General features: G+C 71.3%; 22 protein-coding genes. 18 read left to right on the top strand and 4 right to left on the bottom strand.

What is annotated here, in order from left to right; genetic code table 11:
* The first annotated feature begins 35 nt into the window (after positions 1-35).
* Together rpsI and glmM are read left to right on the top strand one after the other, a co-directional pair.
* Positions 36-557 carry a 30S ribosomal protein S9 gene (rpsI, locus tag ACZ67T_RS23425; RefSeq protein WP_469986547.1) on the top strand — a complete coding sequence of 174 codons (522 nt, stop codon included), beginning with the start codon at positions 36-38 and terminating at the stop codon, positions 555-557.
* A gap of 167 nt (positions 558-724) precedes the next feature.
* Positions 725-2083, top strand: coding sequence for a phosphoglucosamine mutase (gene glmM / locus ACZ67T_RS23430; RefSeq protein ID WP_469986548.1), 1359 nt, complete (start codon positions 725-727; stop codon positions 2081-2083).
* A gap of 23 nt (positions 2084-2106) precedes the next feature.
* Here the strand turns inward: glmM and ACZ67T_RS23435 are convergent, their stop codons facing one another.
* Together ACZ67T_RS23435 and coaA are read right to left on the bottom strand one after the other, a co-directional pair.
* Entirely contained in the window at positions 2107-3057 is a 951-nt protein-coding gene (locus ACZ67T_RS23435) for a DUF389 domain-containing protein (RefSeq protein ID WP_469986550.1), read from the bottom strand.
* Between the two features lie 25 nt (positions 3058-3082).
* On the bottom strand, positions 3083-4072 hold the full coding sequence (coaA, locus tag ACZ67T_RS23440) for a type I pantothenate kinase (protein WP_100594970.1): 990 nt from the start codon (positions 4070-4072) through the stop codon (positions 3083-3085).
* A 242-nt stretch (positions 4073-4314) separates the two neighbouring features.
* Between coaA and ACZ67T_RS23445 the strand changes: the two genes are divergently transcribed.
* The 8 genes from ACZ67T_RS23445 to ACZ67T_RS23480 all read left to right on the top strand — a co-directional run bounded on the left by ACZ67T_RS23445 (position 4315) and on the right by ACZ67T_RS23480 (position 11767).
* On the top strand, positions 4315-4542 hold the full coding sequence (locus ACZ67T_RS23445) for a hypothetical protein (RefSeq protein ID WP_469986551.1): 228 nt from the start codon (positions 4315-4317) through the stop codon (positions 4540-4542).
* A gap of 28 nt (positions 4543-4570) precedes the next feature.
* On the top strand, positions 4571-6430 hold the full coding sequence (gene glmS, locus ACZ67T_RS23450) for a glutamine--fructose-6-phosphate transaminase (isomerizing) (RefSeq protein ID WP_469986553.1): 1860 nt from the start codon (positions 4571-4573) through the stop codon (positions 6428-6430).
* Positions 6431-6460: 30 nt separating this feature from the next.
* Positions 6461-6829 (top strand): holo-ACP synthase, encoded by a 369-nt coding sequence (locus ACZ67T_RS23455; RefSeq protein WP_469986555.1) that lies wholly within the window; start codon positions 6461-6463, stop codon positions 6827-6829.
* Positions 6830-6953: 124 nt separating this feature from the next.
* Complete coding sequence (locus ACZ67T_RS23460; RefSeq protein WP_469986797.1) at positions 6954-8387, top strand: NAD(P)H-hydrate dehydratase; 1434 nt, start codon at positions 6954-6956, stop codon at positions 8385-8387.
* Positions 8388-8581: 194 nt separating this feature from the next.
* The gene (gene alr, locus ACZ67T_RS23465; protein WP_469986556.1) at positions 8582-9742 is read left to right on the top strand and encodes an alanine racemase; all 1161 of its coding nucleotides are present in this window, start codon (positions 8582-8584) and stop codon (positions 9740-9742) included.
* Positions 9735-10940, top strand: a complete 1206-nt coding sequence (locus ACZ67T_RS23470; protein WP_469986558.1) for an alpha/beta fold hydrolase — start codon at positions 9735-9737, stop codon at positions 10938-10940. The genes alr and ACZ67T_RS23470 overlap by 8 nt, the downstream gene beginning before the upstream one ends.
* Positions 10912-11427 (top strand): tRNA (adenosine(37)-N6)-threonylcarbamoyltransferase complex ATPase subunit type 1 TsaE, encoded by a 516-nt coding sequence (tsaE, locus tag ACZ67T_RS23475; RefSeq protein ID WP_469986559.1) that lies wholly within the window; start codon positions 10912-10914, stop codon positions 11425-11427. Before ACZ67T_RS23470 ends, tsaE begins: the two co-directional genes overlap by 29 nt.
* A 136-nt stretch (positions 11428-11563) precedes the next feature.
* Positions 11564-11767, top strand: coding sequence for a hypothetical protein (locus ACZ67T_RS23480; RefSeq protein WP_469986561.1), 204 nt, complete (start codon positions 11564-11566; stop codon positions 11765-11767).
* A gap of 35 nt (positions 11768-11802) precedes the next feature.
* On the opposite strand, the gene ACZ67T_RS23485 is transcribed toward ACZ67T_RS23480, so the two are convergent.
* Positions 11803-12357, bottom strand: a complete 555-nt coding sequence (locus ACZ67T_RS23485; protein WP_469986562.1) for a hypothetical protein — start codon at positions 12355-12357, stop codon at positions 11803-11805.
* 108 nt (positions 12358-12465) lie between these two features.
* On the opposite strand from ACZ67T_RS23485, the gene tsaB reads away from it, so the two are divergent.
* The 8 genes from tsaB to ACZ67T_RS23525 all read left to right on the top strand — a co-directional run bounded on the left by tsaB (position 12466) and on the right by ACZ67T_RS23525 (position 20367).
* Positions 12466-13128 carry a tRNA (adenosine(37)-N6)-threonylcarbamoyltransferase complex dimerization subunit type 1 TsaB gene (tsaB, locus tag ACZ67T_RS23490; RefSeq protein ID WP_469986564.1) on the top strand — a complete coding sequence of 221 codons (663 nt, stop codon included), beginning with the start codon at positions 12466-12468 and terminating at the stop codon, positions 13126-13128.
* A 17-nt stretch (positions 13129-13145) separates the two neighbouring features.
* Positions 13146-13649: a ribosomal protein S18-alanine N-acetyltransferase gene (rimI, locus tag ACZ67T_RS23495; protein ID WP_469986799.1), complete on the top strand. Its 504-nt coding sequence runs from the start codon at positions 13146-13148 to the stop codon at positions 13647-13649.
* Positions 13642-14739, top strand: a complete 1098-nt coding sequence (gene tsaD / locus ACZ67T_RS23500) for a tRNA (adenosine(37)-N6)-threonylcarbamoyltransferase complex transferase subunit TsaD (protein WP_469986565.1) — start codon at positions 13642-13644, stop codon at positions 14737-14739. The genes rimI and tsaD overlap by 8 nt, the downstream gene beginning before the upstream one ends.
* Positions 14736-14993 (top strand): hypothetical protein, encoded by a 258-nt coding sequence (locus ACZ67T_RS23505; RefSeq protein WP_469986566.1) that lies wholly within the window; start codon positions 14736-14738, stop codon positions 14991-14993. Before tsaD ends, ACZ67T_RS23505 begins: the two co-directional genes overlap by 4 nt.
* A 127-nt stretch (positions 14994-15120) precedes the next feature.
* On the top strand, positions 15121-16110 hold the full coding sequence (locus ACZ67T_RS23510) for an LCP family protein (protein WP_469986801.1): 990 nt from the start codon (positions 15121-15123) through the stop codon (positions 16108-16110).
* A gap of 382 nt (positions 16111-16492) precedes the next feature.
* A complete protein-coding gene (locus ACZ67T_RS23515; protein ID WP_383087352.1) occupies positions 16493-16849 on the top strand; it encodes a YciI family protein in 357 nt (118 codons plus the stop codon).
* A gap of 56 nt (positions 16850-16905) precedes the next feature.
* Positions 16906-18219: an RNA polymerase sigma factor gene (locus tag ACZ67T_RS23520; protein WP_469986568.1), complete on the top strand. Its 1314-nt coding sequence runs from the start codon at positions 16906-16908 to the stop codon at positions 18217-18219.
* Positions 18220-18318: 99 nt separating this feature from the next.
* Positions 18319-20367, top strand: coding sequence for a cell wall-binding repeat-containing protein (locus ACZ67T_RS23525; protein ID WP_469986569.1), 2049 nt, complete (start codon positions 18319-18321; stop codon positions 20365-20367).
* On the opposite strand, the gene ACZ67T_RS23530 is transcribed toward ACZ67T_RS23525, so the two are convergent.
* The gene (locus tag ACZ67T_RS23530) at positions 20345-21556 is read right to left on the bottom strand and encodes a class I SAM-dependent methyltransferase (protein WP_469986570.1); all 1212 of its coding nucleotides are present in this window, start codon (positions 21554-21556) and stop codon (positions 20345-20347) included. The two genes, ACZ67T_RS23525 and ACZ67T_RS23530, sit on opposite strands and share 23 nt — an antisense overlap.
* Positions 21557-21579 lie beyond the last annotated feature (23 nt).

Here is a 21579-nt window from a genome sequence, read left to right on the forward strand (position 1 = left end):
CACCCCCAAAGACGAAAAAGAATCTGAGGAGAATCGTGGCCGAGACCACCGTTGAGCAGCCGGTCGAAGAGACCGAGATTGTCGACGTCGAGCAGTACACCACCGAGTCCGAGATCCCCGTCGAGGGCGAGTACACCTCGGAGTCGAACGCCGCGCGCTTCGGCGACCCGCAGCCGGCCGCCGGCCTGGGCCGTCGCAAGAACGCCATCGCGCGCGTTCGCATCGTGCCCGGCACCGGCAAGTGGAAGGTCAACGGGCGCACGCTCGAGGACTACTTCCCGAACAAGGTCCACCAGCAGGAAGTCAACGAGCCCTTCAAGGTGCTCGAGCTCGACAACCGCTACGACGTCATCGCCCGCATCTCGGGTGGCGGCGTCTCCGGTCAGGCCGGTGCGCTCCGTCTCGGTGTCGCCCGTGCGCTGAACGAGGCCGACGTCGACAACAACCGCGGCGCCCTCAAGAAGGCCGGTTACCTCAAGCGTGACGACCGTGCGGTCGAGCGCAAGAAGGCCGGTCTCAAGAAGGCCCGTAAGGCCCCGCAGTACAGCAAGCGCTAAATCGCTGCTGCTCGTTCGTTTCGTTCGCCCCGGCGGCACGCTGTGTGCCGCCGGGGCGTTCGTCTATAGCGGCGCCGGGCGTATAACGGCACAAGGCGCTCACAAGTTTGCATGCTCGGATGATTTCCGACGCTTCTTCGAGAATTGCGAAAGTTCGGAGGACACCAGTGGGACGACTGTTCGGCACGGACGGCGTACGAGGTGTCGCCAACGCGGATCTGACGGCCGAGCTCGCGCTCGGACTCTCCGTGGCGGCGGCACATGTACTCGGCGAGGCGGGGACGTTCGAGGGGCACCGTCCCGTGGCCGTGGTCGGTCGTGACCCGCGGGCCTCGGGCGAGTTCCTCGAGGCCGCGGTCGTCGCGGGTCTGGCGAGCGCGGGCGTCGACGTCCTGCGGGTCGGCGTGCTGCCCACCCCCGCGGTGGCGCATCTCACCGGCGCGCTGGGCGCCGACCTCGGCGTGATGCTGTCCGCCAGCCACAACGCGATGCCGGACAACGGCATCAAGTTCTTCGCGCGCGGCGGCCACAAGCTCGCCGACGAGCTGGAGGACCGGATCGAGCAGGTCTACGAGCAGCACCGCACCGGTGAGCCGTGGGACCGCCCGACCGGTGCCGGCGTCGGCCGTGTGAACTCGTACGTCGAGGGTGCCGAGCAGTACGTGGCCCACCTCATCGGTGTGCTGCCCAACCGACTCGACGGCCTGCGGATCGTCCTGGACGAGGCGCACGGCGCGGCGGCGCGGGTCTCGCCCGAGGCGTTCGCGCGGGCCGGTGCCGAGATCATCACGATCGGCGCCGACCCGGACGGCCTGAACATCAATGACGGCTGCGGATCCACGCACCTCGACCTGCTGAAGGCCGCCGTCGTCGAGCACGGCGCCGACCTCGGCATCGCGCACGACGGTGACGCCGACCGCTGCCTGGCCGTCGACCACACCGGCGCCGAGATCGACGGGGACCAGATCCTCGCCGTGCTCGCCCTGTCGATGCGGGAGCACGGCGGCCTGCGCCAGGACACCGTTGTCGCGACCGTCATGTCGAACCTCGGCTTCAAGCTGGCCATGGAGCGCGAGGGCATCCAGTTCGTGGCGACCGCCGTCGGCGACCGGTACGTCCTGGAGTCGATGAAGGAGCACGGCTACGCGCTCGGTGGCGAGCAGTCCGGGCACGTGATCATCCTCGACCACGCGACGACCGGCGACGGCACCCTCACGGGTCTGCTGCTCGCGGCCCGCGTCGCCCAGACCGGCCGCACCCTCCAGGACCTCGCCTCCGTCATGGAGCGCCTCCCGCAGGTGCTGGTCAATGTGCGCGACGTCGACAAGTCCCGGGTCACGACGTCCGCCGAGCTGGCCGCCGCCGTCAACGACGCCGAGCGCGAGCTGGGCGAGACGGGCCGGGTGCTGCTGCGTTCGTCCGGCACGGAGCCGCTGGTCCGCGTCATGGTCGAAGCCGCCGACATCGAGCAGGCCCGCTCGATCGCCGGGCGCCTCGCCGATGTCGTCAAGTCCACGCTGGGCTGAGGACGTCCGGCCCGACCGGTGCGCTACACCGGTCCGGCCGCGGGAACGGCACGCTTGCGCTGCATCGCCCAGAACCACTTCTGGGCGAGCAGGGTGAGCGTGCCGGCCAGGACGATGCCGCCCAGGTTCGCGAGGAGCTGGCCGGTCGAGCCCCAGGTCTGGGCGTAGTCGCTGTACGCGAACGCCACCGCCGCGTTCGCCGCGGCCGGGACCGTCGTCACCGAGATGGCGACGCCGATCAGGGCGCCCGACTTCGCCGACGTGAGGGACAGCGTCCCGGCGATGCCCGCGAGGAACGCCACGACGAACGACATCCAGTCCGGCTGCCAGATGAACGACGTGTTCGGCCGGTCCGCCTCGATCATCGAGCGCGTGAACAGGCCGAACGTGTCAAGGAGCCAGCTGAACCCGGCCGTGAGCACCATCGCGGCGGCGAATCCCGCCAGCAGCGCCCACAGCGATCGCCACACCAGGCGCGGGGCGCGCTGTACCAGCGCCGTGGAGATCCCGGCGAGCGGCCCGAACTCGGGCCCGACGGCCATCGCGCCGACGATCAGGATCGCGTTGTCCAGCATCACACCGCAGGCCGCGAGCATCGTCGCGACGGCCAGGAACGCCACGTAGGTGACGTTGAGCGTCGACTCCTCGTGCGTCGCCTCCGTCAGTGCTTCCCACAGGACCGCGTCCGCGCCCTCGCCCGGCGCCTCGTCCTCCGCCCTGTCGGCCAGCCTCGACAGCGACAGGTCGATGTTCTCGACGGCGATCGAGCCCGTCGTGTCGATGTGGAGGCCGCGCAGCCCGCTGATCAGCGCGTCGCCGGCCTCCCGGGCGACGTCGCACATCACGACGTCACCCTTGGGGTCGCGGGCCGCGCCCGGCACCACCACGAGATGCGTGGTGCCGACGGTCCTCTCGATCAGGCGGGCCACCGCGTCGGTCTTGTCGGCCGGGGTGATCAGTCGCAGGTGCAGCATGCGCGAAGCGTAGCTTTCCGGCTTTCTACAGCTTCCGCAGGCTCAGCCGCTGCACCTTGTGGTCGGGGCCCTTGCGCACGACGAGCGTCGCGCGGCCGCGCGTGGGCGCCACATTCTCCAGCAGGTTCGGCTTGTTGATGGTCCGCCAGGTCGTGCGCGCGTAGTCGAGCGCCTCCTCCTCGGAGACCTGCGTGTACTTGCGGAAGTACGAGGACGGGTTCTGGAAGGCCGTCTGGCGGAGCTTCTTGAACCGGTTGAGGTACCAGCTCTCGATGTCCTCGGCGCGCGCGTCCACGTACACGCTGAAGTCGAAGTAGTCGGCGAGGCCGACGCGGGTGCGGCCGTCCTTGCCGGGCATGGCCGGCTGGAGCACGTTGAGGCCCTCGACGATGAGGATGTCGGGGCGGCGGACCGTGAGCTTCTGGCCGGGCACGATGTCGTAGATCAGGTGGGAGTAGACGGGTGCCGAGACCTCGTCCTTGCCCGCCTTGATGTCGGCGACGAAGCGGGTCAGGGCGCGTCGGTCGTACGACTCGGGGAAGCCCTTGCGCGACATCAGGCCGCGTCGCTCCAGCTCCTTCGTCGGCAGCAGGAAGCCGTCCGTGGTGACCAGCTCCACGCGGGGGTGCTCCGGCCAGCGGGACAGCAGCGCCTGGAGGAGGCGGGCGACGGTCGACTTGCCCACCGCCACCGAACCGGCGACCCCTATGACGAAGGGTGTGCCCGACTGGGACGCCTTCTCGACGGTCTCACCGAGGAAGGTGTTGAGGGCGCCGCGCAGGGTGTCGGTGGCGCCGACGTAGAGGTTGAGGAGGCGCGAGAGCGGGAGGTAGATGTCCCGGACCTCGTCGAGGTCGATGACATCGCCGAGGCCGCGCAGTTTCTCCAGCTCATCGGCGGTGAGGGGGAGCGGCGTCTTGTTGCGCAGCGCGCTCCACTCGGTGCGGGTGAGGTCGACGTAGGGAGTCGCCTCCGGCTTGTGCCGGTGGGCGCTCCGCGGTGCCGTCGGGGGCACAGAGACCGAAGAGATCACAGTCCATTGTTACGGCTGTGTGGACGGGGTGGGGGGTGGGGTGCGTCACCTTGGCGGCGGTGAGGTGCGGCGAGTGGGGGTGCGGTGGGCTTTTTGTGCGTGGTTCGTGCCGGAATTCGCGGGTTTTCGTGGTCGCAGGTCTGGACCGGGCGGGGGAACGGGGATACGTTCCCGGCACCCGGCGCCGAGCCGCGCCGCCCGGGTGGGAGGGAACCGTTATGGCCGTGCCCCGATTGCGTGACCTCGTCCGGCGCAGACCCGGACCCACTGAGGGCGACTTCGCCGGTCAGGTGCGCAGTGAGCTCGCCCTCGATCTGCCCGACGAGGACCTGCGCGAGGACCTCGACGACTGTCTCGACCTCTACGAGATGGGCAGCAAGCCGCGCTGCGAGGAAGTGGAGTACCTGCGTCTGCTCGAAGACGCGCGGGACCGGATCGTCTGGGGCTGCTGACCGCGCCGCGCGGCCTTAGGCTGCCGCCATGTGCGGAATCGTGGGATACGTCGGATCTCAGTCGGCGCTCGACGTCGTGCTCGCCGGGCTGAAGAGGCTCGAATACCGGGGTTACGACTCGGCGGGGGTCGCGGTGCTCGCCGACGGCGGCCTCGCCTCGGCCAGGAAGGCGGGCAAGCTCGCCAACCTGGAGAAGGAGCTCGTGGAGCGGCCGCTGCCGGCCGGGGCCACGGGCATCGGCCATACCCGCTGGGCCACCCATGGCGCCCCCACCGACGCGAACGCGCATCCCCACCTCGACAACGCCGGCCGGGTCGCCGTCGTCCACAACGGCATCATCGAGAACTTCGCCGAACTGCGCGCCGAGCTCGCCGAGCGCGGGCACGTCCTGGACTCCGAGACCGACACCGAGGTCGTCGCGCATCTGCTCGCCGAGGAGTTCTCCGTGTGCGCGGACCTCGCTGAGGCCATGCGGCTCGTCTGCCGGCGCCTCGAAGGGGCGTTCACGCTGGTCGCCGTGCATGCCGACGAGCCCGATGTCGTCGTGGGCGCCCGGCGCAACTCGCCGCTCGTCGTGGGCGTGGGGGAGGGTGAGGCGTTCCTCGCCTCCGACGTCGCCGCCTTCATCGCCCATACGCGCTCCGCGATCGAACTGGGCCAGGACCAGGTCGTCGAGCTGCGCCGGGACGGCGTACGGGACGGGGTGACCGTCACCGACTTCGACGGGCGGCCCGCCGAGGTGCGGTCGTACCACGTCGACTGGGACGCCTGTGCCGCCGAGAAGGGCGGCTACGACTACTTCATGCTCAAGGAGATCGCCGAGCAGCCGAAGGCGGTCGCCGACACGCTGCTCGGGCGCATCGGTGTCGACGGGGCGCTGACGCTCGATGAACTCCGTATCCCCGCGGCCGTGTTGAAGGGAGTCAACAAGGTCGTGATCGTGGCGTGCGGGACGGCGTTCCACGCCGGTCTCATCGCCAAGTACGCCATCGAGCACTGGACCCGGATCCCCTGCGAGGTGGAGCTCGCGAGTGAGTTCCGGTACCGGGATCCCATTCTGGGCGGGCGCTCGCTCGTCATCGCCATCTCTCAGTCCGGCGAGACCATGGACACGCTGATGGCGCTGCGGCACGCCCGCGCGCAGGGGGCGACCGTCCTCGCCATCTGCAACACGAACGGTTCGACCATTCCCCGCGAGTCCGACGCCGTGCTCTACACGCACGCCGGGCCCGAGGTCGCCGTCGCCTCCACCAAAGCCTTCCTCACCCAGCTCGTCGCCTGCTACCTCGTGGCCCTGTACCTCGGGCAGGTGCGGGGCACGAAGTGGGGGGACGAGATCCGGGCGGTGATCCGGGACCTGGCCGACATCTCCGGTGAGGTCGAGCGCGTTCTGGAGACCATGGAGCCCGTGCGGGCGCTGGCCCGGTCGCTCTCCGACAAGCGGACCGTGCTCTTCCTGGGGCGGCACGTGGGCTACCCCGTCGCCCTTGAAGGCGCCCTGAAGCTCAAGGAACTCGCCTATATGCACGCCGAGGGCTTCGCCGCCGGTGAACTCAAGCACGGGCCCATCGCGTTGATCGAGGAGGACGTGCCTGTGGTGGTCGTCGTGCCGTCGCCCAAGGGGCGGTCCGTCCTCCACGACAAGATCGTGTCCAACATCCAGGAGATCCGCGCCCGTGGGGCGCGCACCATCGTGATCGCCGAAGAGGGCGACGAGGCGGTCGTCCCCTACGCCGACCATCTCGTACGGATCCCTGCCACCCCTACGCTCCTTCAGCCGCTGGTTGCGACGGTGCCGTTGCAGGTGTTTGCTTGCGAGCTGGCCACTGCGCGGGGGAACGAGGTCGATCAGCCTCGGAACCTTGCCAAGTCCGTGACGGTGGAGTGACGGGCCGGATCTGATCACTAGGGGCTGGCTTTGATTATTGGGGTCGGGATCGACGTTGCCGAGATCGAGCGTTTCGAGGCGTCGCTCGCGCGTACGCCCGGAATGGCCGAACGGCTCTTCGTCGAGCGGGAGTTGCTGCTGCCCAGCGGGGAGCGGCGGCATGTTGCCTCTCTTGCCGCGCGGTTCGCCGCCAAGGAGGCGCTGGCCAAGGCGCTGGGGGCGCCGGCCGGGTTGCGGTGGACCGACGCGGAGGTCTGCGTCGAGGCGAGTGGGCAGCCGCGGCTGCGGGTCACCGGGACCGTTGCCGCCGCTGCCGAGAAGATCGGGGTGCGGTCCTGGCATGTGTCTCTCAGTCACGATGCCGGGATCGCGTCCGCTGTTGTGATCGCTGAGGGGTAGGGGCCGCGGGGCAGCGGCAAGGGGGCTCTGTCTCGGTCTCGGGTCCGGTCCCGGTCTCGGGTCCCGTTCCGGTTTGGGTGTGCGCTTCGCGCGCCGGGTTCTTCTTTGCGGGAGACTCGGTTTCATGCGTACCGCCTACAGCGTGGACACCGTACGGACCGCCGAACGCGCCCTCATGGCGCGGCTTCCCGAAGGCGCCCTTATGCAGCGTGCCGCCGCCGGGCTCGCCGTCGTCTGCGCCGAGCTCCTCGGCAAGGTGTACGGGGCCCGGGTCGTGCTCCTCGTCGGGTCCGGGGACAACGGGGGCGACGCCCTCTACGCCGGCGCCCGGCTCGCCCGTCGTGGCGCCGGGGTCGCCGCCGTGCTTCTGGACTCCGAGCGGGTGCACCGTGCCGGGCTCGCTGCCTTCCTTTCCGCCGGGGGACGCGTCGCCGAGAGCGGTGAGCGGGTTCTTGCCGGGGCCGATCTCGTGGTCGACGGGATCGTCGGCATCGGGGGAAGGGGCGGGCTTCGTGCGGGTGCTCTGCCTGTTGTCCGTGCTGCCCTGGATTCCCGTGCCGTCGTCGTTTCCGTGGATCTGCCCAGCGGCGTCGACGCCGATACGGGGCAGGTCGACGGGGAGGCCGTGCGCGCCGATGTGACCGTCACGTTCGGTGCGTACAAGCCCGGGCTTCTCGTTGATCCCGGGCGGGAGTACGCCGGTGCCGTCCGGCTGGTCGACATCGGGCTGGAACTGGTCTCCGGCGAGGGGGATCTGGAGGCCCTTCAGCACGAAGACGTGGCCCGGCTGTTGCCCGAGCCCACCGGTGAGAGCGACAAGTACCGGCGCGGTGTCGTGGGCATCGTCGCCGGGTCCGCCCGGTACCCCGGCGCCGCCGTGCTGGCCGTGGCCGGGGCCTTGCGGGGTGGGGCCGGGGCCGTTCGGTACGTCGGGCCCGCGGCCGGCGCCGTCGTCTCCCGGTTCCCGGAGACCCTGGTGTCCGAGGGCGCGCCCGGCAAGGCGGGGCGCGTGCAGGCGTGGGTGGCCGGGCCCGGCCTTGGTGATGACGCGTCCGGGCTCGCGGATGTCGTGGGGGCCGATGTGCCCGTTCTGATCGACGCCGACGGGTTGCGGCTCGCTGATCCTGAGGCCGTCCGGGGGCGGGACGCGCCTACTTTGCTTACGCCTCATGCGGGGGAGGCCGCCGCGTTGTTGGGGGTTTCCCGGGAGGAGGTGGAGGCGGAACGGCTCGCCGCTGTGCGGGAGTTGGCCGACCGGTTCTCCGCTGCCGTTCTTCTGAAGGGGTCCACGACCCTGGTTGCCGGTGGTGGGGGGCGGTCGGTGCGGGTCAATCCCACTGGTACCGCGTGGCTGGCCACCGCTGGAAGCGGTGATGTTCTGTCCGGGCTCGCCGGGTCGTTGCTCGCCGCTGGGCTCGGGGCGCTCGATGCCGGGTCTGTCGGGGCCTATCTGCATGGGCTTGCCGCGCGGCGGGTGTCCGGTGGGGCGCCTGTTGTCGCTCAGGATGTGGCGGGGGGGATTGCTGGGGCCTGGGGGGATGTCCGGCGCGGGTTCTAGGCGGCGGGCTCAGGGTCTGGCGCGGTGGGGCGGTGGGGGTTCGTCCTCCCGTGCGGTGCGTCGGGCGGTTGGCGGGTGGTTGTGGTTCTTCGTTTCGGGGTGGCTGTCGGCTTGGTGATTTGGGTGGGTGTGGTGGGTTTGGGGGGTGGTGGTCGCATGGGGGTGTCGGGGGGCTCTGAGACACTGGGCGCACGATGACTGAGAGAGCACCTGCCGTGGGCCGTGCCCGGGCCGAGATCGATCTGGCCGCTCTGCGGGCCAACGTGCGGTCCCTGCGCGATCGCGCGCGCGGGGCCGAGTTCATGGCTGTGGTCAAGGCTGATGCCTATGGCCACGGCATGATCCCCTGCGCGCGCGCCGCGCGGGAGGCCGGTGCCACCTGGATCGGTACGGCCACGCCCGAGGAGGCCCTCGCGGTGCGTGCCGCGGGGATCGAGGGGCGCGTCATGTGCTGGCTGTGGACGCCCGGCGGGCCCTGGCGCGAGGGCATCGAGGCCGATCTCGACATGTCCGTGAGCGGCATGTGGGCACTGGACGAGGTTGTTGCCGCGGCTCGGGTGGTGGGGCGTCCCGCGCGTATTCAGCTGAAGGCCGACACCGGGCTCGGGCGTAATGGGTGTCTGCCCGGTGACTGGCCCGAGCTTGTGCGTTCCGCCGTTGCCGCGGAGCGCGAGGGGCTTGTCGTCGTTTCCGGTCTCTGGTCCCATTTCGCTTGCGCCGATGAGCCGGGGCATCCGTCGATCGCCGCCCAGTTGGATCGTTTTCGCGAGATGGTCTCCTTCGCGGAGGGTGCCGGGGTTCGGCCCGAGGTCCGGCACATCGCGAATTCGCCGGGGACCCTGACCCTGCCCGAGACCCACTTCGATCTGGTGCGGCCCGGCATCGCCATGTACGGGATCTCGCCGAGCCCCGAGATCGGCACCCCCGAGGACTTCGGGCTGCGGCCCGTCATGACCCTGTCGGCCTCGCTCGCCCTGGTGAAGCACGCCCCGGGCGGGCTCGGCGTCAGTTACGGGCATCACTACGTCACCCCGGGCGAGACCACCCTGGGGCTCGTCCCCCTCGGGTACGGGGACGGGATTCCCCGGCACGCCTCGGGGACCGGGCCCGTGCTCATCGGGGGGAAGTTGCGGACCGTCGCAGGGCGCGTCGCCATGGACCAGTTCGTCGTCGATCTCGGCGGCGACGAGCTGAAGGCCGGGGACGAGGCCGTGCTCTTCGGGCCCGGCGGCCGGGGCGAGCCGACCGCCGAGGACTGGGCGCAGGCCGCCGGCACCATCGCGTACGAGATCGTCACCCGGATCGGGGCGCGTGTTCCGCGCGTCTATGTGGACGGAGGAGCGGCACGTGAGTGAGAGCAGCGGTGAGGCCGCGGCGGCCGTCGCGAGCTGGCGGGTGGCCGGGCTCGCCGGCGCCGCGATAGGCGTCGTCGCGGCCGGTGCCGCCGCCGGTGTCGCCGTCGAGCGGCTCACCGTCGGCCGCGGCATGCGCAGGAAGGCGCGGCTCGCGCTGGATGCCTCCGGCCCGTTCGGGTCCCTGCGCGGCACCCCCGGCAAGGCCCACGCCGAGGACGGCACCGAGCTCTGCTACGAGGTCGAGGAAGTGGAGTCCGAGGGCGGTGCCGCCCCTCGCAGGCGCCGGCTCTTCGGCCGTAAGGTGCCCGCGCCGGTCACCGTCGTGTTCAGTCACGGGTACTGCCTCAACCAGGACTCCTGGCATTTCCAGCGTGCCGCCCTGCGCGGAGTGGTGCGCTCCGTCTACTGGGACCAGCGCAGTCACGGGCGGTCCGGGCGCGGGGTCGAGCAGGCCGGCGGCGGGCCCGACGTCACCATCGACCAGCTCGGGCGCGACCTGAAGGCCGTCATCGACGCCGCCGCCCCCGAAGGGCCGCTCGTCCTCGTCGGGCACTCCATGGGCGGTATGACCGTGATGGCCTTCGCCGACCAGTTTCCCGAGGTCGTGGCCGAGCGCGTCGTCGGCGTCGCTCTCGTCGGGACCTCCTCCGGCAGGCTCGGCGAGGTCAGCTACGGGCTGCCCGTGGCCGGCGTCAACGCCGTGCGGCGCGTGCTCCCCGGCGTCCTGAAGATTCTGGGCCGGCGCGCCGACCTCGTGGAGAAGGGGCGCCGCGCCACCGCCGACCTGTTCGCCGGCATCATCAAGCGCTACTCGTTCGCCTCGCGTGACGTCGATCCCGCCGTGGCCCGCTTCGCCGAGCGCATGATCGAGAGCACGCCGATCGACGTCGTCGCCGAGTTCTACCCCGCCTTTCAGGAGCACGAGAAGAGCGAGGCCGTCGAGCGGTTCGCGCAGCTCCCGGTACTCGTACTGGCCGGTGACCAGGATCTCATCACCCCCAGCGAGCACAGCGAGGCCATCGCCGGGCTGCTGCCCGACGCCGAGCTGGTGCTCGTGCCCGACGCCGGGCACCTGGTGATGCTGGAGCACCCCGAGGCCGTCACCGACCGGCTGGCCGACCTCCTCGCGCGCACGGGAGCCGTTCCCGCAGGGGCTACCGTGGGAAGTTATGGAGACACCGCACAGCCCGGCAGCTGACGCCGCCACCGCCTCGATCACCGTCAACTCGCCCGCCCATATGGGGGATTTGGGCCGTCGCCTGGCCAAGCTGCTGCGCCCCGGCGACCTCGTGATGCTCACCGGCGAGCTGGGCGCGGGCAAGACCACGCTGACCCGCGGGCTCGGCGAGGGCCTCGGTGTGCGGGGCGCCGTGACCTCTCCGACCTTCGTCATCGCCCGCGTCCACCCGCCGCTCGGCGACGGGCCCGCCCTGGTGCACGTGGACGCGTACCGGCTCGGGGGCGGACTCGACGAGATGGAGGACCTCGACCTCGACGTCTCGCTGACCGACTCCGTGATCGTCGTCGAGTGGGGCGACGGCAAGGTGGAGGACCTCACCGACGACCGGCTCCATGTCGTCATCCACCGCGCCACGGGGGACACGGACGACGAGGTGCGCTCGGTGACGTTGCGTGGCCTCGGGGCGCGCTGGGCCGGCGCGGGCCTGGAGGCTCTGGCCGCCTGACTCTCGTACCTTCACCCGAACGTTCCGACATGACGTCGGCAAAATGTTGCGCGGCGCGCGCTCGCCGTGGTCACATGGATACCAGTCCTGGTTAGGTCTACCTAACTTTGCTGCCCCCGGAGCCCAGGAGGCATCCATGTCGGCTTCAGAACGTGACGTGCCGCAGCAGCCCCGCGTGGCGCCGGGGCGCGGGGACATGTCCGGGATCTCCGCATCGGGGCTGTCCATGAGTGATCTGCTCGCGTCCTGCGCCGCCGCGTCCGCCGTCTCCACTCCACCCGTCGAGGAGGGGGAGAGCAGGAGGGAGGAAGGCGGTGAGGAGCGGCGTGATGCCGCGTGAGCTGTTCTGTGACGCGGACCGGGTGACGGAGGGTCCTACTGGACCACGACGATCTTCTTGCCGATCGTCGCGAACTCCCACATCGCGTCGCCGTCCGCCCGCTTCTCGCGGATGCCGCCCGTCTTCTTGGCCGGGTCCGGTGCCGGCATCGAGCCGTCGACCGCCGCGCTGAAGCCGATCGTGACGCCGTCGACATTCGCGAACCGCACCACGTGCTCGATCGGTACGCCGTCGCTGCCGGTGATCGCAGCCGAGCGCGACGTCACCAGGTACTTCCCGGTCGGCGGGTTCACGGTGCTCGGCGTCACCTTGAAGGTGCGCTGCGCCTTGCCGCCCTCCGCGACCAGCCACACCCGGTCCTCGCTCACGGAGTAGACGACCCGCTCACCGGCGCCGGACTGCTTGGGCACCTCTGTCCCGTCCTTCTTCTCCTCGGGGGAGTGGGACGCGGCCGTGGAAGGGGATTTCCCGGTCTCCGGCGGGGCCAGGCTGTCCGGCGCGCTGGCCGATGCCTGGTAGGCGAGGAAGCCGACCACGGCGAGTGCCGCCGCGGTGAGCCCGGCCACGAATCCCGAGCTGCTCCGTGCCACCTGTGTGCCCACCTCTCCTGCCCGTACGTCGTTGTGGTGACGGTAGCAGCAGGTGTGCGGGTCACCGGGGCGGCCGTGGGCGGGGCGCCGGAGCCGTAGGCTGTTTGTGTGCTGCTGCTCGCGCTGGATACCGCCACCCCCGCCGTCACCGTCGCCCTGCACGACGGCTCCTCCGTCGTCGCCGCATCGAGCCAGGTGGACGCCCGTCGGCACGGGGAGCTGCTGCTGCCCGCCGTCGACCGGGTGCTCGCCGAGGCCGGCGTCAGACTCGACGCCGTCACCGGCATCGTCGTCGGCGTGGGCCCCGGCCCCTACACAGGCCTCCGCGTCGGCCTGATGACCGCCGACACCTTCGGCCTCGCGCTCGGTGTCCCCGTCCACGGTCTGTGCACGCTGGACGGGCTCGCGTACGGCGCCGAGGCCGCCTCCTTGGACGGCCCCTTCGTCGTCGCCACGGACGCGCGGCGCAAGGAGGTCTACTGGGCGCGCTACGAGGATCCGCGCACCCGGGTCACCGAGCCCGCCGTCGACCGCCCCGCCGACATCGCCGAGCAGGTCGCGGGCCTTCCCGCGGTCGGCGCCGGTGCCGTGCTGTACCCGGACACGTTCCCGGACGCGCGCGCCCCCGAGAACGTGTCGGCGGCCGCCCTCGCCTCGCTCGCCGCCGAGAAGCTCGCCGCCGGCGAGGAGCTCGAGGCGCCGCGCCCCCTGTATCTGCGCCGGCCCGACGCGCAGGTGCCCAAGAACTACAAGGTGGTCACCCCGAAGTGAGCGCGGCTCTGCGCGAGATGCGCTGGTGGGACATCGACTCCGTGCACGCGCTCGAGAAGGATCTCTTCCCGGACGACGCGTGGTCCCGTGGCATGTTCTGGTCCGAGCTCGCGCACGCGCGCGGCGCCGGGTCGACCCGCCGTTATGTCGTCGCCCACGACGGCGACCGTCTCGTCGGGTACGCGGGCCTCGCCGTGTCCGGCACGGACTACGAAGGCGGCTCCGGCGTGGGGGCCGACGTGCAGACCATCGCCGTCGCCCGTGACCAGTGGGGCACCGGGCTCGGTGCCCGGCTCCTCACCGTCCTGCTGCGCCACGCGACCGACTTCGAGTGCGCCGAGGTGACGCTCGAGGTGCGGGTCGACAACACCCGGGCGCAAAAGCTCTACCAGCGCTTCGGCTTCGAGCCCATCGGCTTCCGCCGCGGCTACTACCAGCCGGGCAACGTGGACGCGCTCGTGATGCGTCTGACCGACCCCTCGACCTCCGTGACACCCGTACAAGGAACCGAAAATGGCTGACGAACCTCTCGTCCTCGGCATCGAGACCTCCTGCGACGAGACCGGTGTCGGCATCGTCCGCGGCCACACGCTGCTCGCCGACGCGGTCGCCTCCAGCGTCGACGAGCACGCCCGCTTCGGCGGTGTCGTCCCCGAGGTCGCCTCGCGCGCGCACCTGGAAGCCATGGTGCCGACCATCGAGCGCGCCCTGAAGGACGCCGGGGTCGCCGCCTCCGACCTGGACGGGATCTCCGTCACCGCGGGCCCGGGGCTCGCGGGCGCGCTCCTCGTGGGCGTCTCGGCGGCCAAGGCGTTCGCGTACGCGCTCGGCAAGCCGCTCTACGGCGTGAACCACCTCGCCTCGCACATCTGCGTGGACCAGCTGGAGCACGGGCCGCTGCCCGAGCCCACGATGGCGCTGCTCGTCTCCGGCGGCCACTCGTCGCTGCTGCTCTCCTCCGACATCACGTCCGACGTGCGGCCCCTCGGCGCGACCATCGACGACGCGGCGGGCGAGGCCTTCGACAAGATCGCCCGGGTGCTGAACCTCGGCTTCCCCGGCGGTCCCGTCATCGACCGGTACGCGAAGGAGGGCGACCCGAACGCGATCACCTTCCCGCGCGGGCTCACCGGACCGCGTGACCCCGCGTACGACTTCTCCTTCTCCGGCCTGAAGACGTCCGTCGCGCGCTGGATCGAGGCGAAGCGCGCCGCGGGTGAGCACGTTCCGGTCCGGGATGTGTCGGCGTCGTTCCAGGAGGCCGTCGTCGACGTGCTGACCCGCAAGGCCGTGCGTGCCTGCAAGGACGAGGGCGTCGACCACCTCATGATCGGCGGCGGTGTGGCGGCCAACTCGCGGCTGCGGGCGCTGGCTCAGGAGCGGTGCGAGGCCGCCGGGATCCGGCTGCGCGTGCCGCGGCCCAAGCTGTGCACGGACAACGGGGCGATGGTCGCGGCCCTCGGCGCCGAGATGGTGGCGCGCAACCGGTCCGCGTCCGCCTGGGACCTGTCGGCCGATTCGTCGCTGCCGGTGACGGAGACGCACGTGCCGGGGCTCACGCACGACCATGACCATGTGCACGAGGTCGCGAAGGACAACCTGTACTCATGACCGTCGCGTTGATGTGGGAGGCCCGGGCGGCCGAGGGGCGGGGCGAGGAGCTGCTCGCCTGGGCGCGGGGGCAGGTCCTCGCGGCCGAGCCGCTGCGGCGCGAGTTCTTCCGCGCCCCGCAGGACCGGGTCCTCGTCATCACCTGGTGGAACGCGGCGTACGACGCCGAGCTGCCCGAACTGCCCGAACCCGAGGGTGAGTTGGTGATCCGGGCGCCGCATCGGTGGCGGTTCGAGGCGGTCGCTCCGGCCTGAGGCGGGCCCGCTCCGGGACGTGAGAACCGTCTGAGATTCCCGGATAACGGTGTCTTACTGGTTTACCGTTGTAATAATTCCGACTTATGTTCGCCCTGTGAAGCGAATACAGCGCCGTCGTGGGCGTTTGGTGAAGACCGCCGGTGCCGTGGCCGGTTGCGTGCTCGTCCTCACCGGGGGCGGGGCCGCATGGGCGTACTGGCATCTGGACCACAACATCCAGGGCGTCGACATCGACAACGCGCTCGGTGACGACCGGCCCCCGAAGCCGGCCCCGGTCACTCCGGGGCCCTCGGCGACCGCGCCGCCCGCCGGGGCGCTGAACATCCTTGTCCTCGGCTCGGATTCGCGCAGCGGCAGCAAGAACTCCGCGCTCGGCGGCGGCCACAGCGAGGGCGCCCGCTCGGACACCGCGATGGTCGTCCATCTCACCGCCGGCCGCTCGTCGGCGACCGTCGTCAGCATCCCCCGCGACACTCTCGTCGAGCGGCCCGCGTGCCCGACCTCGTCCGGCGGCACCACGCAGGCCGCGTACGGCGCCATGTTCAACAGCGCGTACTCCGTGGGCGGTCCGGTCTGTGCCGTGAAGACGGTGGAGAAGCTCACCGGCGTCCGCATGGACCACTATCTGGAGATCGACTTCTCCGGCTTCGCCTCGGTCGTGGACGCGCTCGGCGGCGTGGAGGTCACGACGACCGAGGACATCGACGACGACCTGAGCCACCTCCAGCTCGACGCGGGCCACCACCACCTCGACGGCAAGCAGGCCCTCGCCTTCGCCCGCACCCGGCACGGCGTCGGCGACGGCAGCGACCTCGGCCGCATCAAACTCCAGCAGCAGCTGGTCAAGTCGCTGGTGGAGAAGGTCTCGGAGAGCGGTCTCCTGACGAACCCGGCCCGCCTCTACAAGGTCGCCGACGCCCTCACCGGAAGCCTCACCACGGACACCGGCCTCGACTCCCTCGGCGAACTCCAGGGCCTGGCGGGCAGCTTGAAGGGGCTGTCGGCCGATGAGGTGAAGACAGTGATGATGCCGGTGCTCCCGGCGCCGTCCGACCCCAACCGCGTCGTCGCCGACGAGCCGGAGGCCGGAAAGCTGTGGGCCTCGCTCCGGTGACGCGTCAGGCGTCGTGCGTCAACAGGCGGCGCCAGAGCGGGGGGTGACGTACCCGGCCGCCGGGGAGGAGGCGGGTGGGCCTCGGTGCGGTTGGCGGTGAGTGTCATGCCGGGCCGGCGCACGGGTGCCCGGAGGGGCGGCCACGGCCCGCCAGGCGCCGCGCGAAGCCCCCAGCCCCTGTTCACCCGGGCCTCACCGCCCCCTGCCGCCCTCACGCTCCGTGCCCTTCGACCACGACGACCGCTGCCACCGGCGGTTGCCCGGGAGGGGTCGGAAAACTTCCCGAAGAAATTTCCGCGTGCGTGTCGATCCGCCCCGGTCCCGTTCGACGCGTAGACGAGAGCGGGGAGAAGCCCCGACCGCACCGAACGAGGAGTTCACCATGCCGCGCTACATGACCTTGGTCCGTATCGACGAGAGCAAGGCCCCTGCCGAGGGCCCCAGCGAGGCGCTGATGCAGCGCATGGGCGAGCTGATCGAGGAGATGACCAAGGCCGGTGTGCTCCTCGACACCGGAGGCCTCCACCCGTCGTCCGAGGGCACCCGCATGCACTACGAGAACGGCGAGATCACCGTCACCGACGGCCCCTTCACCGAGTCCAAGGAGGTCATCGGCGGCTACGCGATCATCCAGGCCAAGGACCGGGCCGAGATCCTGGAGTGGACCAAGCGCTTCCTGAAGGTGCACGAGGAGCACTGGACGGTCACCTCCGAGATCCGGGAGATCGCTGAGGGCTGAGCCACGCCGGACAGGACCTTGTCCGCCGTACGGCCGGGGGTGTCTGATGGTGGGCCGTGACAGCAGAACGTACTGCCGAAGCGGCCCACGCCATCGAGACCGTCTTCCGTCTGGAGGCGCCCCGCATCATCGCCGGCGTCACGCGCATCGTCCGGGACGTGGGCATAGCGGAGGAACTCGCGCAGGACGCGCTGGTCGCCGCCCTGGAGCAGTGGCCGGACGACGGGGTTCCCGACAACCCGGGCGCGTGGCTCATGGCCACCGCCAAGCACCGGGCGATCGACCTCGTGCGCCGCAAGGAGCGGTACGCGCGCAAGCTGGCGGAGGTCGGCCGTGACCTGGAGACCGCACCGCCCCACCTGGACGAGCCCGCGGACCCGGACGACATCGACGACGACCTGCTCCGCCTCGTCTTCACGGCCTGCCACCCGGTCCTGTCCGCCGAGGCCCGGGTCGCGCTCACGCTGCGGCTGCTCGGCGGCCTGACCACCGCCGAGATCGCCCGCGCGGTCCTGGCCCCCGAGGCGACGGTCGCCCAGCGCATCGTGCGCGCGAAACGCACCCTCGCCACGAAGAACGTCGCCTTCGAAGTGCCCTACGGACCCGAGCGGGCGGCCCGCCTCGGCTCGGTCCTGGAGGTCATCTACCTCATCTTCAACGAGGGGTACGCGGCCACAGCCGGCGACGACTATCTGCGCCCCGGTCTGTGCGAGGACGCGCTGCGGCTCGCCCGGCTCCTGGCCGGCCTGATGCCGAAGGAGCCCGAAGTGCACGGCCTGAGCGCCCTGTTGGAGCTCCAGGCCTCGCGCTCGGCCGCCCGGACGGGCCCGTCGGGCGAGCCCGTCCTGCTCAGGGACCAGGACCGTACGCGCTGGAACCAGCTCCTGATCCGGCGCGGGTTCGCCGCGCTCGGCCGCGCGGACGCCGTGTCCACGGGGGGCGGGCCCGGCCCGTACGCCCTCCAGGCCGCGATCGCCGCCAGCCACGCGCACGCCCACACGTACGCGGAGACGAACTGGGAGGGGATCGCGACGCTGTACGGGCTGCTCGCCGCCAGGGCGCCGTCCCCCGTCGTCGAGCTGAACCGGGCGGTGGCGGTGTCCATGGCCGAGGGGCCCGCGGCCGGTCTGGCCCTGGTCGACGCCCTGGCCGGTGAACCGGCGCTGCGCGACTACCACTTGCTGCCGAGCGTGCGCGGAGACCTGCTCGATCGGCTCGGGCGGTACGAGGAGGCGCGGGCGGAGTTCGAGCGGGCCGCGTCGCTGACGCGCAATGAACGGGAGCGGGAGCTGCTGCTGGCGCGCGCGAACAACTGCCGTGAGGAGCGGGGAAATCCCTATTCCCATGGCTCTCACCAGCCACTACAGTGACGCGGCTGCCGTGACACGGCCGCGTCGGCGGGGGGAGACCCCGACGCGGTGGCGTGAGCGGGCGGCAATCCGACATTTCTGATCCGTGGGGGGTCACCTTTGAAGTTCTTCACGCGCCGCCGTGCCGCGGTGCTCGCCACCGCGGTCGCGCTCGCCGCGGGCAGTCTGGCGACCGCGCCCGCCGCCTCGGCGGACGCCGGCCCCTGGCCCGGCACCGAGGGCAAGATCCTTTTCGACGGCCCGCAGCTGTACGACCCGGCCACGGGCGCCGTCACCCAGGTCCCCAACACGAACGACGGGGAGTGGTCCGCCTGGGCCCCGGACGGCAGCCGTCTGGTCAGCGCCTGGCAGGACGTCCAGAGCATCCGCCCGAGCGGTGCCTCCAAGGTCACCCTCCCGGACGGCGAGGGATTCCATGCCAGCTACATCCCCAGTGACCTCACCTACGGGTGGGGCGGCCGGTACATCTTCTTCACGTCGAACGGCCAGCTCGGCTACGGTCCCTCCGACGGCTCGTGGGCCCCGCGCCCGCTCCTGACGAGCGCTCAGGAGCCGACCACCGTCTGCGACAACGACCCGACCGTGAGCATGTCGGGTGTGATCGCGTTCGAGCGGCGCATCAACTACGGCTGCTACGACAACCAGGGCATCTGGACCTACGACCCCGAGACCGGGGCGGTGAAGCAGATCCTCACCGAGGGCGAGCAGCCCGCCTTCTCACCGGACGGCACCCGGCTGGCCTTCGTCCGGTACCCCGACGGCGGCCCGTCGCAGATCTTCACAGCGAACGCCGACGGCACGGACATCAAGCAGATCACCAACGGCCCGCGCGGCTACGCCAACCCGTCCTGGTCACCCACCGGCGAGCGCATCATCTTCGACGCGGACACCTCGGGCGACAGCTCGAATGTGCACACCACGGAGTACGTGGACCTGGCCGACGGGACGCTGACCGCGGTGGCGGGTCACCAGGAGGGCAACTTCGGCTACAACCCCAGCTGGCAGCCGCTGCGCAAGAACACCACGGGCCGTGTCTGGGGCGCAGACACCTACGGCACCAACATCGCCTCCTCGCGCTGGACGTGGAACACGGTCGGGAAGAGCGAGCCGGGCCTGATGGACGCCAAGGCGGCGGTGCTGATCAACCGCGACAGCCCCTCGTACTCGCTCACGGCACCCGCCCTCGCGGGCAAGAAGCACGGGCCGGTCCTCATGACGCCGTCGGGTGGCCTGTCGTCCGCGGTGAAGGCGGAGCTCAAGCGGACGCTGAAGCCGGGAGCGTACGTCTATCTCGTCGGCGGCACGTCCATGCTCAGCAGCACCGTGTCCTCGCAGGTGACCGCGCTCGGCTTCACGCCGAAGCGGCTGGCGGGCACCTCCCGCTACTCGACCTCGGTCGCCGTGGCCAAGTCGATCACCAGCGCGCCGAAGTACGTGTTCCTGGCGACCGGGACCGACTATCACTCGGCGCTGGCGGCGTCGGTCGCGGCGGGCGCGGACGGGACGAGCAGCGCGGGCGGCGTCGTGCTCAACGACGGCAACACGCTGACCTCGTCGGTGAAGTCGTACCTCAACAGCCTCGACCCCGACGACACCATGATCATCCCGGTGGGGACGTCCGCGAAGTACGCGCTGACGCACACGACGTTCTCCAGCTGGCCCTCGACGTACAGCTACTACCCGGTCACGGGGACCGGGCACGAGGGCACCGCGGCCGCTCTTGCCAAGCTCTGGTGGAGCGCGCCGAGCCAGGCGGGGCTCGCCTCGGTCGACTCCTGGCGCGGCGGTGTGTCCGCGGGCTCCGCGATGAACGTGTTCGGTCCCGTGCTCTGGACCACGCCCGGCTCCCTGTCGAGCGCGACGAGCAGCTACCTGATGCGGGAGTCCGCGAGCGTCCAGTTCACGGTCGGCTTCGGCGGCAGCACTTCCGTGGCGGCCGGCGCGCTGGACGCCTCAGGAGCCGCGATCAGCGCGGGCAGCGGCCAGTACGTCTATCACCCGTACTACAACGGTGTGGAGCCGCAGAGCACGCGGCGGAGCACCTTCCTGGCCCGCACGAACGGCGGTGACGCCACCTCGGTGGAGCGGACCGGCCCGATCGGTGCCGAGCCGAACCTGGAGCCGCTCAGGACCCGGCACCACCAGTAGCCGGCTGCGCGGGCGCCCCCAGCAGCATCGTCGGGGCGCCCGCGACGCGGGTCAGGAAGACCGTCAGCGCGTTCGGGCCGTGCCGCTTCGGCAGCGCCTTGCGGCGCAGCTCCTCCGGCTCCACCGCCGACCCCCGCTTCTTCACCGTCAGGATCCCGACCTCGCGCTCCCGCAGCAGCGCCTTCAACTTCTTCACGTTGAAGGGGAGTTGGTCCGTGATCTCGTAAGCCGTGGCGTACGGCGTCGCGTGCAGCGTGTCGGAGGTGACGTAGGCGATCGTCTCGTCGATCAGCCCGCCCCCGACCTCCTCGGCCACGTCGGCGACCAGGTGGGCGCGGATGACGGCGCCGTCGGGCTCGTACAAGTACCGCCCCACGGGCCGTACTCCGGGGTCGGGGAGGCCGCGGCCGGTGAGTGCGCGCGGCCCGGGGAGCAGCGTCGCCCGCATGCGGCCCGGCTCGGTGCCGAACCAGAGCACGGCCTCCTTCACGTCCCCGCCGTCCGAGATCCACTCGGCGTCGGCCGCGCCGGGGATCGCCTCGTGGGGGATGCCGGGCGCGATCTTCAGGGCCGCGTGCCGGGCCCCGAGCGCCGCGCCGACCGCCCAGGACAGGGGAGGGGAGTACGCCTCCGGGTCGAAGATCCGGCCGCCTCCCTTGCTGCCGGCCCGGCGCGCGGGGTCGACGAACACGGCGTCGTACGGCTCCGTGTCGACCTCGGTGACATCGGCCTCGCGGACCTCGATCAGCCCGTCGAGGCCCAGGGCCTGAGCGTTCGCCCGGGCGACTTCGCAGGTCAGGGGGTCGCGATCGACGGCGAGTACGGAGATCCCGGCGCGGGCCAGCGCGATCGCGTCGCCGCCGATGCCGCAGCACAGATCGGCGACGGAGCGCACCCCGAGCGCCTTGAACTCCTGCGCGCGGTGGGTGGCGACGCTCGTGCGGGTCGCCTGCTCGACGCCGTTCGCCGTGAAGTACATGCGGCCGGCGTCCGCCTCGCCGAACTTGGCCGCGGCGCGCTGTCGCAGCCGGGCCTGGGCGATGGCCGCCGAGACGAGCTCCGCCGGGTGGTCGCGGCGCAGCCGGGTGGCGACGGCGAGCTCCTGGCCGGGGGTGATGTCCCGTACGTCGTCGAGGAGCGCCTGGCCCTCCGCGGAGAGCAGCGAGCTGAAGGAGGCGAGGTCGTTCACCAGGCCCATTGTGGGCCAGTCGG

It is taken from the genome of Streptomyces sp. NPDC107517, from assembly GCF_055582645.1.